Origin of the sequence: Vibrio sp. 1641 (assembly GCF_033339995.1) — a bacterium.
GTDB lineage: Bacteria > Pseudomonadota > Gammaproteobacteria > Enterobacterales > Vibrionaceae > Vibrio > Vibrio alginolyticus.
The window spans coordinates 354837-367740 of the sequence record NZ_JAWOVP010000005.1; the positions used below are offsets into that span (position 1 = coordinate 354837).

9 protein-coding genes are annotated in these 12904 nt (G+C 44.0%); 6 read left to right on the forward strand and 3 right to left on the reverse strand.

The features are described from left to right. Positions 1-48: 48 nt before the first annotated feature. Complete coding sequence (sixA, locus tag R7Z47_RS13940) at positions 49-513, reverse strand: phosphohistidine phosphatase SixA (protein ID WP_005380537.1); 465 nt, start codon at positions 511-513, stop codon at positions 49-51. Between the two features lie 374 nt (positions 514-887). Between sixA and R7Z47_RS13945 the strand changes: the two genes are divergently transcribed. Both R7Z47_RS13945 and R7Z47_RS13950 read left to right on the forward strand, forming a co-directional pair. After that, entirely contained in the window at positions 888-3665 is a 2778-nt protein-coding gene (locus R7Z47_RS13945; protein WP_086046947.1) for an insulinase family protein, read from the forward strand. A gap of 167 nt (positions 3666-3832) precedes the next feature. Beyond that, on the forward strand, positions 3833-4087 hold the full coding sequence (locus R7Z47_RS13950) for a hypothetical protein (protein ID WP_005384444.1): 255 nt from the start codon (positions 3833-3835) through the stop codon (positions 4085-4087). Positions 4088-4149: 62 nt separating this feature from the next. On the opposite strand, the gene fadJ is transcribed toward R7Z47_RS13950, so the two are convergent. Together fadJ and fadI are read right to left on the reverse strand one after the other, a co-directional pair. Then, a complete protein-coding gene (gene fadJ, locus R7Z47_RS13955) occupies positions 4150-6261 on the reverse strand; it encodes a fatty acid oxidation complex subunit alpha FadJ (protein ID WP_005380532.1) in 2112 nt (703 codons plus the stop codon). Next, positions 6261-7568 (reverse strand): acetyl-CoA C-acyltransferase FadI, encoded by a 1308-nt coding sequence (gene fadI, locus R7Z47_RS13960; RefSeq protein WP_005384447.1) that lies wholly within the window; start codon positions 7566-7568, stop codon positions 6261-6263. Before fadI ends, fadJ begins: the two co-directional genes overlap by 1 nt. A gap of 720 nt (positions 7569-8288) precedes the next feature. Here fadI and R7Z47_RS13965 point away from each other — a divergent pair. The 4 genes from R7Z47_RS13965 to R7Z47_RS13980 all read left to right on the forward strand — a co-directional run bounded on the left by R7Z47_RS13965 (position 8289) and on the right by R7Z47_RS13980 (position 12771). Then, positions 8289-8864, forward strand: coding sequence for a sigma-70 family RNA polymerase sigma factor (locus tag R7Z47_RS13965; RefSeq protein ID WP_005380528.1), 576 nt, complete (start codon positions 8289-8291; stop codon positions 8862-8864). Next, complete coding sequence (locus R7Z47_RS13970; RefSeq protein WP_017635939.1) at positions 8857-9588, forward strand: DUF3379 domain-containing protein; 732 nt, start codon at positions 8857-8859, stop codon at positions 9586-9588. The genes R7Z47_RS13965 and R7Z47_RS13970 overlap by 8 nt, the downstream gene beginning before the upstream one ends. Before the next feature lie 297 nt (positions 9589-9885). After that, on the forward strand, positions 9886-11145 hold the full coding sequence (locus R7Z47_RS13975) for an outer membrane protein transport protein (protein WP_064354222.1): 1260 nt from the start codon (positions 9886-9888) through the stop codon (positions 11143-11145). A 309-nt stretch (positions 11146-11454) separates the two neighbouring features. Then, positions 11455-12771, forward strand: a complete 1317-nt coding sequence (locus R7Z47_RS13980) for an outer membrane protein transport protein (protein ID WP_047104363.1) — start codon at positions 11455-11457, stop codon at positions 12769-12771. The last annotated feature ends 133 nt before the right edge of the window (positions 12772-12904 follow it).

A 12904-nucleotide genomic window follows, 5' to 3' on the forward strand; every position in this document is an offset into this window, starting at 1 on the left:
TTTCTTATTCTGTCTCTAATTTGCAAACGCTTATTTTGGTTTAGACACTTATGGCGTAATATGCCAAAGCACTTCACCATTTTGTGTTTGTAAATCATATTCAATGCACACTAGCCCTGATGTAGGAAACATCGGTGGTGTCATGTCTTTTACAAACTCTGAAGTCAGATAACCGACCAAAGGCAAATGCGATACGAACAAAAGCGAGTCCAATTGTTCGACTTCGATTAATGCACTTGCGAAATCGAAGACATGCTCGGACTGGCCATAAGGTGTAATATCTTCACAAGTTTCAATGCTTTTTGCAGAGAAATACGCACTGATCTCTTGCCAAGTTTGTTGAGCTCTAATGTACGGACTCACCAACACTTTATCGAATTGCGCAAAACCCTGTTCTTTACAGGCTCTCGCAACCGCTTCTGATTCGACTCTGCCTCTTGGGGTCAATTGTCGTGCTGCGTCTGAATCTGCAAAATGCTCGGCTTCACCGTGACGCATGATGAATATTTTCATGTTATTTCCTAGGGATAGCTAACGCTACCAAAAGGTTGACTGCTATCTTTATTAGATAGACGGGGCTAACTTTAACAATGACGAAACAAAAATACTGATATAATTATCTGTTCATTATACCAATTCGCTTGTTAAAGATAGCGACTTTCTTAACAATCTATTAAAAGAATGTACTCAGTTCATCACACTATTTAACTGTGCAATGAGTTCAGAGCATTCACTCAAACAGTTCTTCCCCATACGCAAACGCGATGGGCCTGTGCAGAAGTCTACGAATAACAAAAATACGGCAAGCAGTATTTGTCGAAACGCAAACTTTGCGCCCCCCGCGAGGGGAGCCTAAATTACTGTAATGCGAAATCTGGAGACGCATCGTGCATCTAAGTCCTAACGATTCAAATCAATACCGCTACATTACCTTGAGCAATGAACTGCGTGTACTGCTGATTCATTCCGATACAGCTCAACAGTCGGCAGCTGCTCTGGCAGTGAACGTTGGACACTTCGACGACCCAAACGATCGCCAAGGTCTGGCACACTATTTAGAACACATGCTTTTTTTGGGTACGGAAAAATACCCTAAAGTGGGCGAGTTTCAAAGCTATATTAGCCAACACGGTGGAACAAACAACGCTTGGACTGGTACAGAGCACACTTGTTTCTTTTTCAATATTGCTCCAAATGCCTTTGAAAGTGCCTTAGATCGATTTAGCCAATTTTTTACCGCACCTTTGTTTAACGAAGAAGCATTAGACAAAGAACGCCAGGCTGTCGACTCCGAATACAAGCTCAAACTCAATGATGATTCTCGTCGCCTGTATCAAGTTAACAAAGAAGTCATCAATCCAGAGCACCCGTTTTCAAAATTCTCTGTCGGAAACTTAGATACTCTTGGCGACCGAGATGGTAAATCCATCCGCGACGAAATTGTGGAGTTTCACCACTCTCAGTATTCCGCCGATTTGATGACACTGACTCTATTTGGGCCACAGCCGCTCGATGAACAGCAAGCTTGGGTAGAAGCCATGTTTGCCGACATCCCAAATCACCATCTTCGTGGAAAATCGATTGATGTACCGATCGGCACTGAGGAAAGCACGGGCATTTTGGTTCAAGTCGAGCCGCTCAAAGAGTTCCGTAAACTGATTCTCACATTCCCCATGCCGGGAATGGATGCGCATTATAGCGTGAAGCCACTCTCCTACTTTGCTCACCTGTTGGGTTATGAAGGAGAAGGCAGTTTGATGCTTCAACTCAAAGAAAAAGGCTGGATTACTTCTCTCTCAGCGGGCGGCGGCGCGAGTGGCAGTAACTACCGAGACTTTACCGTAAGCTGCACCCTGACGCCAAACGGCTTAGATCATGTTGATGATATCGTTCAAGCAGTTTTTCAATACCTCTCGATGATCAAACAAGACGGGTTAGATGAATGGCGCTATCTCGAAAAACAAGCGGTATTAGAATCGGCTTTTCGCTTCCAAGAGCCATCGCGCCCAATGGATCTCGTCAGCCATCTGGTGATCAACATGCAGCACTATCAACCGGAAGACACGGTTTATGGTGACTACAAAATGGCGGGCTACGATGAGGAGTTACAGCGCTCATTGCTGCGATACTTAACCATCGATAATGTACGCGTCACTTTGATTGCTAAAGGCCTGGAATACAACCGTACTGCCGAATGGTACTTTACCCCGTACTCCGTCACACCTTTTAGTGAAGACCAACGTCGTTTCTATCAACAAATCGACCCAAGCTGGCAATTCGTCTTACCGAAAAAGAACCCTTATATTTGCTACGACCTCGACCCCATGCCACTCGAAAATGGTGATTCGCTGCCAGAGTTGATTGAGGATCTCGAAGGGTTTCGGCTGTGGCATTTGCAAGATGACGAATTTCGCGTGCCTAAAGGTGTCGTTTATGTCGCTATCGACAGCTCTCATGCCGTTGCATCACCAAAGAACATCGTCAAAACGCGCTTATGTGTAGAGATGTTCCTCGATTCGCTAGCAAAAGAAACCTATCAAGCAGAAATCGCAGGGATGGGTTACAACATGTACGCTCACCAAGGTGGCGTGACCTTAACCCTCTCAGGGTTCAGTCAAAAGCTGCCTCAGTTGCTAGAAATGATTCTGCACCGTTTTGCTTCTCGAGATTTCAGCCCTGCTCGCTTTGAAACCATCAAACAACAACTGTTACGAAACTGGAGAAATGCTTCACAAGATCGCCCTATTTCGCAGCTGTTTAACGCACTTACTGGGTTACTTCAACCCAATAACCCGCCTTTCGCAACCTTAGTCGAAGCGCTAGAAGAAATCGAAGTCGATGAACTCTCGGTATTCGTAGAATCCATTCTTGCAGAACTTCACGTTGAAATGTTTGTTTACGGAGACTGGCAACGCCAGCAAGCCCATGACATGGCAACGACCTTAAAGGATGCTCTAAGAGTTAACGAGCAACGTTATGAAGAGGCACTTCGTCCTCTCATTATGCTAGGTAAAAATGGCAGTTTTCAACGTGAGGTGCATTGTAACCAGCAAGATTCCGCGGTCGTTATTTACCACCAGTGCGAGGATATTGAGCCTCGCAGTATCGCGCTATACTCATTGGCCAATCACCTTATGTCGGCAACGTTTTTCCACGAAATCCGTACCAAGCAGCAATTAGGTTACATGGTAGGCACTGGCAATATGCCGCTAAATCGTCACCCTGGTATTGTACTGTATGTGCAGTCACCTAATGCAGCACCTGCCGAACTGGTTACCTCAATCGATGAGTTTTTAAATGCCTTTTATATGGTGCTGTTAGAGTTAAACGATTACCAATGGCACAGCAGTAAGCGCGGCTTGTGGAACCAAATAGCAACGCCGGACACCACACTTCGAGGACGGGCTCAACGTCTTTGGGTTGCGATAGGAAATAAGGACACTGAGTTTAACCAACGTGACAAGGTACTGGCGGAGTTGAAGAAGCTGACGCGCGCAGACATGATTCGCTTCGTTGTGAACGAATTGAAACCTCGTACTGCAAATCGTTTGATCATGCACTCTCAAGGTCAAGCGCATTCGGAGGCTCCGCGCATCCATCTAGGACAAGAAATAGGATCGATTGAAGAGTTCCAACTTCGGCCAAAAGATTGCGGCTTGGGGTGATCTAGTTGCGCAGAAATAAAATTGTCGATTACTAGAATGAACCTACAAACCTATGAGGCTGTCGGTCTCATAGATTGAATCGGCACCATAATTGGCAGAAAATTGAAATTGCGCCATTGCGGCTTATGCTCTAATTACCGCACTAAAAATAACTTAATGAGGTAATCATGAAAAAAGCACTTTTACTTGTGGCTCTTATACTGCCATTGGCATCTGCTCACGCTGAAATCTCAGTCAAAGGCGATGGTTTCGAACTAAGTGACGACTGTGTGCGCCTTAGCGGAGACAATGTATCCATCAAATCAGATGATTGCTCTTCAAAACAGTGGAATGATAAAGACAAAAAAGGTAATAGCAGCGTTCATGGGGACGACAACCCTGGTAAAGGCCACAATAAAGATAAGAAAGACAAGAAGAAGTAACCATTTCTTATTTATGAAAAAGGCTTGCCCTGTGCAAGCCTTTTTCTCTACCGAAGCAACGTTTAATAAAACGTTGTCCCTTCACCAGCTCGAGTAAGCAAACCATCACACGGCGCGTAACGATCGCCATATTTCGATGCAAACTCATTCATTTTCTCTACGAGCTCTTTAATGCCAAATTGGTCCATGTAACGGAACGGACCACCCAAGAACGGTGGGAAACCAATACCAAATATCGCGCCAATATCGCCGTCACGTGGCGAGCGAATGATACCATCATCCAAACAACGTACCGCTTCATTCAGCATTGGCAGCACACAGCGCAACGCAATATCGTTATCGCTTAGCTTAGATTCAGGGTCGAGCTTAAGCAGTTTGTAAACCGATTTGTCGACATCTTTCTTCTTGCCCTTGTAAGTGTAAAACCCCTTACCACTCTTGCGTCCTTTACGTCCATCATTTAACAAGATATCAAACACATCCGGCCCTTTGAATCGGTCACCTAACTCATTAACCAGGATCGGCATAATTTTCGCGCCAATGTCGACACCAACTTCATCCAACAAGGTAATCGGGCCAACAGGGAAACCAAAATCAAGCAACGCCGTATCAATCTTTTCGATCGGTTCGTTAGCCAACAAAATATGCGCCGCTTCGTTCATGTATGGAGCAAGAATGCGGTTCACGTAAAAGCCCGCTTTGTCTTTCACTACGATCGGGGTTTTACCTTGCTTCTTAGCAAGTGCAACAACTGTTGAAACGGTTTCATCTGACGTCGTTTCATGCGGAATCACTTCCACCAACGGCATTTTTTCTACCGGGCTGAAGTAATGCAAACCCACTACGTTTTCTGGACGCTCCGCTTTTTCTGCAATTTTGTGGATAGGCAACGAAGAAGTATTGGTCGCAAAGATAGTTTCTGTCTTAGCGTTCGCTTCAATGTCCGCCACCATTTTTTGCTTAAGATCTAAGTCTTCAAAAACGGCTTCAATTACGACATCAATATGATTAAAACTGGTAAAATCGACACCACCAGACAGTTGCAGCATTTTCGCTTGCAGATCGGCCTTGGATAGAATGCGACGTTTGCGCTGTTTCTCAAATAACTTGTAGTTGTAGTTGAGCGCGTTTAAAACGCCATCGTTGCTAACGTCTTTGATGCGAACAGGTACTTTTGCTTTTGCAACAGACACATGGCTGATTCCGGCGCCCATCAGACCACCACCAAGCACACCAACTTTATGAACTGGTGCTGGTTTCGCATCCGTGCCATTTTCTTTCTTCATTTCTGTTGTGGCAAAGAAGATCGAACGGAGCGCTTTTGACTCTGAGCTCATCACAAGCTCACCGAAGCGCTTCGCTTCAAGCTCTTGACCTTTAGCGAAGCCTTTCTCTAAGCCATGTTGAATAACTTCTAGAATTGCAACCGTTGCTGGATAGTTACCGCGAGTTTTTTGATTCGTTTTCTTCGCAGCTTGCTCAAATACAAACTTGCGCCCTAGCCCGCTACCAGACATCACCTTTTCTTTCGTCGATAGCTTTTTCGTGCCCTTGTTTTTACCTTTGTCGATAAACTGTTTTGCTACGTCGAGCAAAATGGTGTCAGGCACACAGGCGTCCACAACGCCCAATTTTTTAGCTTTCTTCGCACGAAGTTGTTTACCCGTCAGGATCAAGTCCAACGACGGTAACAGGCCAATCAAACGTGGCAGACGCTGAGTACCACCAGAACCTGGCAATAAACCAAGTTGTACTTCTGGCAGACCTAAACGCGTTTTGTCAGAATCCGTACAAACACGGTAATCACATGCAAGAGCCAGTTCTAAACCACCGCCCAAACATGGGCCATGAATAGCCGCAACGACAGGATACGGTAAGTCCGATAGCTGCTGGAATAAATCCTGACCTTGCCTTGCTAAGTCTTCCGCTTCACTTGCTGTGGTGCATGCTTCTAGCATTCGAACATCTGCGCCCGCAACAAAATTGTCCGGTTTTAGGGAGTGGATGATCATCCCTTTAATACCACTGGAGTCTTTTAGCTGAGCAAAAATTTCTTTCATTTCGTCAGCAAAAGCCGCCTGCAGCGTATTCATTTTTTCATTAGGAACATCAATTGCTAACCAAGCAATATTTTGCTCATCAACCTTTAGACTAAATGCTTTTTGCTCGCTCATTACTCAACCTCCAGAATCATTGCCGCACCAAGACCACCAGCAGCACATGCGGTATTCAATGCAATACCACCGCCACGGCGTTTTAGTTCTCGTAGGGTTTGCGTCATCATACGCGCACCAGTCGCAGCAAATGGGTGACCATAAGCAATTGATCCGCCAAGCACGTTGAACTTATCCATGTCAATTTCACCAATCGCTTTTGAGCGACCAAGGTTTTCTTGAGCAAACTTATCGGAAGCAAACATCTTCACATTCGCCAATGCTTGAGCAGCAAAGGCCTCGTGCATGTCGATCAACGTCAGGTCTGACAGTTCCAAGCCTGTATTTTCAAGCACTTTCGCTGTGGCATAAGTCGGCCCCATCAGCATGTCCTTTTCCACGCCGATAGCAGAGAATGCATAACCTCGGATGTAACCAAGAATCTCCATTCCGAGCTCTTTCGCTTTACCTTCTCGCATCAACATCACTGCCGCACCACCATCAGTCAATGGCGTACTGTTCGCAGCCGTAACACTGCCATACTGACGATCAAACGCAGGTCGCAATTTCGCGTATCCCTCAACCGTTGAGTCATGACGGATATTGTTGTCTTCCGAAATCCACTTTTTGTATGGTTCAGGGAAAGCCGTCATCACTTCATCTTGGATTTTTCCTTCTTTCCAAGCTTGAGAAGCCAGCGTATGAGAACGATGTGCAAGCGCATCCTGTTCTGCGCGAGAAATACCATGTGTTTTAGCCATTTGCTCTGCAGTTTGTCCCATGGATAAACCCGTAGAGTACTCTGCTACTGCTGGTGGCACTGGCATCAGGTCTTTAAAGCTCAAGTTTTTGAGGATACTAAGCTTCTGACCCATTGTTTTTGTCTTACTAAGAGCAAGCAGATTAGCAGCCAATTTCTTTGATACGCCAATAGGCAGGACGGAAGAAGAGTCTGCACCGCCAGCAATACCAATATCGATGGTTCCCGCCATGATGCTTTCTGCGACATTAACCGCCGCTTGAAAACTCGTCGCACACGCTCGAGTCACACTGTAAGCATCAGTATGGATGTTCATACCGGTGCCTAACACGATTTCTCGTGCGATGTTTGGCGCTTCAGGCATTTGTACTACTTGTCCAAATACCACTTGTTCGATTAGCTTCGGATCAATATCTGTTCGAGCAAGCATTTCGCTTACTACCATTTTCCCTAAATCGACCGCTGGCACTTGGCTAAATTCCGTGCTTTGACGAGCAAAGGGAGTTCGAAGCCCCGCGACAATAGCGACACGCTCACCATTGCGTGTTTTTACTTCCTGCTTGCCCATTGTTTCTCCTTAAATACAAGAGGTCTGACCTGATGCATTGTAATGAATTTGTTAAATTTATCAAACGTGCGTTTAAATAAACGTGAAGCAAGTAGTTCAATTACTCTACTTCTTTGATTCTTATGCGATTACTAATGGTTAACTATAGAGAGTTAAAACGGTAAGAGGTATACGGAAAGTAAAATCGAAGCAAAAAAAAACCACACATAACTGTGTGGTCGGAATATCTATAAAACAATTAACTTACGCCAATTGAAAAGTAATCAGTTTCCTGATTAGGAGAAAGTAAAGTCAGCCTTCAAAAGGAAGTGTCATCTTGCTCAACATGTTAGTCGCAATGACTAACGAGATGACAAGGTGTACTATAACCCCTTCACTGCTTGATATTTTGAAATAGATCAATTTTATAGTGATTTTACGAGTTTTAAGCTCACCTAAAGCGATTATTGATTCAAAACAATTCAAGAATCCACCATCAGAAGTCCCTTTTAATGCTCCATCGAGTGAACTTATCCAAGCCATTGATTACTAATGATGATATTGTTAACAATATATATCAATTCGTGTTCGATGATATCTGACATTTGCGTATACACTTTTAGGTAACCACATGGCTTATTGTGTCAAAGGGGTTGCATGACAAATCCTGCAACCAAAACCGCTAAGCGATGAAGCAAGTAAAGTCATGCTCAGAACAAATAAGAAACTCACAGAGCGAGGATGGAGGCTCCTGTGGCCATATTAAAAATGTTTGGAAAGAAAAATTCCAACAGTCCGGTCAACTCTGATATGGACAAGCAAAGAAAATACGAAGCGCTCGTCCGAGGGTATCATCGTGACTTGTACCGCTACGCATATTGGTTGTGCAAAGATAAAGCGGTCGCGGAAGATCTAGTTCAGGAAACCTGTCTTAGAGCTTGGAAGTCACTCGATAGCCTCCAAGACGAAAAAGCTGCCAAGTCTTGGCTCATCACAATATTGAGACGAGAAAATGCGCGCCGCTTCGAACGTAAACAATTTGATTTAGTTGATATCGATGATTACGGCAATGATGCTAAAGTCAGCGATGACTCACATCATCAGCAAGAATGGCTGCAGGCACAGATCATGAAGCTCGATGTTGAATATCGTGAGCCTTTATTTCTCCAAGTTGTCGGTGGTTTCAGTGGAGAAGAAATTGGCGACATTCTTGATTTAAATAAAAACACAGTGATGACTCGACTATTTCGCGCTCGTAATCAACTTAAAGAGATGTTGGATTCTCAAGATACTAAGAGAGGACAAAAGAATGGATGATTTAGAATTTCGTCGTCGTATTTTGTCGGATCCAAAACAAAAGGATGAAGAGATTCTGCAAGCTTTAGCTGGTAGCGACGCCAACAATAAGTTTGTTGATGACGTTTTGGATCTCGATGTAAAAATTAAACAAGCCATGAATGTGGATGTACCCGAAGATCTCGCAGATAAGATTTTATTTAGCCAGACGTCGAGTGCACTTGATGAAGAGAAGGTCGTCAGACCAAACTTTGTCCGCAAAGCAATGGCACTTGCCGCTTCTATTGCGTTCACCGCAGGATTATTAGTTGGCCAAGTAAACTGGGGAAATGTTTTGGTGTCTCCAGCACAAGCCAGTTTAGCGGATACCGCGATGAAACACGTTATTCATGAAGAACCGTTTGTTCGTCATCTTGATGAGGATGTACCGAGCTCGCAAATTAATGCGAAAATGTCGCCATTTCATTACCAGTTTAGTGAAAACTTTCCATATCACGTTTACTACCTAAACCACTGCGGTTTTGGCGAATCCAATGCGGTGCATATGGTGTTCCAAGGTCCAAAAGGTAAAGTAACGTTATTTATTACTGGTATTCCAAGCGAACAAAGTACCGACTTTAGTAAGGATGGCATGACCGGAATCGTTCAGCCCGTCGGGAGTTCAAGCCTGATTTTAGTCGGGGAAGAAGGTGAAAATATTGATGCGATCGCTACGACTCTTGCATCAATGATTAAGCCAATGTAACAACTTCGACGATTTCCAGCCTTCAAAAGGTTAAATGCCGCTAAATGATCTTATTTAGCGGCATTTTTGTATAAATAGAACACAAAACATTCACCACCCCTATCGCATTTAGAGCTTAAACTCTAAATTATGCATTTTAAGTGCAATTTCCCGTCTTTTAGACATCATTTCTGCAATTTTTATTCAATTTTATCCAATGGTCGGATTTGTCCAAGCAACTATTGATACTACTATCTGCGCCACTGAGCAAAAGCTCAATTTATCGTCCAAAGAGACGAATCTAATAAGGAAAAACAAATGACTCAGAACACGCGTCTGTTTAAAAAGACTCTCCTAGCAGTAACGGTAGCTTTTGCCTCAGGTCAATCGATGGCAGCGGGTTTCCAAATCAACGCTCAATCAGCAACTGGCATCGGCCGTGCATTTGCTGGTGATGCAGTAATCGCAGATAATGCAGCAGTAATGGCTCGTAACCCAGCAGCAATGGCTCTGTTTGATAAAATGGAACTGTCGCTAGGTTTCGAAAGCATTACTTCAATGATTGAAGTGAAAGATGCGAAATATAACGTTAATACTCCTTTGGGCTCCAGTACTGTAAATGTTGCTGACACTGATGATGTGGGTGATACGTCAATAGCTCCAAACATTCACCTAATCGTTCCAGTAAATGACAAGTTTGCATGGGGCGTAAACGCATACTCTAATTTCGGCACTAAAACTGAATTTTCAGATAACTACACCGCAACCGAGTACGGTGGTCTTACGGATGTAAAAAGCTTCAACTTTGGATTGGCGGGTTCTTACCGTTTAAACGAACAATGGAGCTTTGGTGCTGGTTTAGATTTAATCTACGGCCAAGGCACAATGAAGCGTACAACTAGCTCTTCAGTCCCAGGGGTTGGCGGTCAAAAAATTCTGGACGTAGATAAAGCTGATGGTTGGGCTGTTGGTTTTAACGTTGGTACTGTGTACGAACTAGATGAAAACAACCGTTTTGGTCTAGCGTATCGTTACAGCCCTGAATTTACGGCGAAAGACGACAAAGGTCAGGAAATCACGCTACCTCTACCAGATATGGCCGAATTTTCTGGTTTCCACAAAATCCAAGACACTAAGTTTGCTGTACACTACAGCATCCAATACATCGGTTGGAAAGATTTCGACCAAATTGATTTTGAGAACCTAAATCAGGGTTTACTTAAAGGTGGTTACTCGAAAGACTATCAATGGCAAGATGGCTGGCACTACGCAATTGGTGGTACTTACTACCTAAACAACAACTGGACACTTCGTGCTGGTTACATGTACGACACAAGCGCTCAAGATAAAGTAACGTCTATCTCGGTACCAGACTCAGATCGCCAGTGGTTCTCCACAGGTTTCTCTTACCATATTGATAATAGCTCAAACATCGATTTTGGCTTCACGTACTTGTTAGGTGAAGATGTAAAAGTTAATGAGAATACTCAATTAGCTCCTGGTCTTTCTACCGGTGTAACAGCAACAACTCATGCTGATGCAATTCTATTCGGCTTACAATACAGCCGTAGCTTCTAAACACTTCGCTGTTAGTTAGTAGAAAAATACTTTATATAAAAGGCTGGATTTCCAGCCTTTTTTCATATCTGCGATTTATTGCCCACTCAATTTGAGTGAACACGTGTATCTAAATCTCACAATTAGGACGCACAGCTGTTCGCTGAATTCCGTTTACAAGCCTTTCACAGTTAGATTATTAAACCGCACAAATAACATTTGAAAGGATAATATTCCAAATGACCACTTGCGCTGGATTTTCATTTCTAAAGTAAAAACTCTACCTTTAAACTTTCGTCCCACGTTATAAACAAATCAGCGAACATTCGAATGAAAACCAACAAGACTCTTCTATCAACAGCAGTGGCATTAAGCCTACTTGGCACAACGGGCATGGCTAACGCAGCAGGTTTCCAACTTGCTGAATATTCTGCGACAGGCCTAGGTCGAGCATATGCTGGTGAAGCTGCAATGGCTGACAACGCAAGTGCACAATGGCGTAACCCAGCAATGCTAACTTATTTGGAAGGCACTCAAGTGTCCGTTGGTGCAATCTATGTGAACCCAAATATTGATATTGAAGGTGATGTAAACTTCCACGGTAGCACTTCTTCTGCATCTTCAGATGACTTCGCACATGATGCAATCATTCCAAACTTCTACCTATCACACCAATATAATGAGAAATTCGCGATTGGTTTGGCATTTGGCACCAACTACGGCATGGAAACCGATTTAGGTAAAGGCTTTGGTGCCTCGCACTTCGGTAATGAAGCAAGCGTAACGACAATGGAAGCGAACTTAAACGCAGCTTACAAAGTCAATGAATCGATCAGCGTTGGTGGTGGTATCCGTTACATCATCGGCGAAGGCAGCTTTGGCGCAGCAGCTCCTAAGAATAACGTTGTAGGGTTAAACCCTGAAACTAATCAACCAATCAGTGTTCCTCAAGGTACCGCTCTAAAATACATGGAAGGTGACGATACCGCTTGGGGCTGGCAAGTTGGTACAGCATGGCAGATCAATGAAAATAACCGTATCGGATTCGCGTACAAATCTGAAGTTGAACTGAAGCTTGAAGGCCATGCTGAAGGTCTTGGTTTTGGCTTCGGTACTTCTGAACGCGACAACGGCTACATGTATCTAAACCTGCCTGCAACAGCTGAGTTGGCAAGCTTCCACCAAGTAACAGACCAACTTGCATTACACGCAAGCGTTAACTGGACGGATTGGAGCTCTTTCGAGAAATTGGAAGCACGTCTAGATACTGCTGGCACGCATATGGTTAAAGTAGAAAACTGGGAAGACAACTATCGCTTTGCTGTTGGTGCCACTTACCAGCTTGATCCTAAGCTAGCGCTACGCACTGGTATTGCATACGATACTTCAGCGGTAAGCGACAAAAACCGTACGATCACTATTCCAGAAACTGACCGCACTTGGCTAAGTATTGGCGCAACGTACGATTGGACGAAAGACTTCAGCCTAGACGCTGGCTTCACCTATATTTTTGCGAAAGACGCACCAATCGTTGAGTCTCGTGGTTACAAGTCAGACGACACTGCAGAACAAGTCGGTGGCCAATTTGTAGGCGAAACTACGGGTAATGTTTGGCTAATCGGTGTTCAAGCAAACTACCGTTTCTAACCAAGCTGCAAAATACAAAAAAGGCTTAGCATCAGCTAAGCCTTTTTTCATTTCTCTATGCCGTCCTAAATAAGGTTGACACTTTCCACCCCAAAAATTGGAGAGTGTTATGAAATCAACCACTAAAAGAACT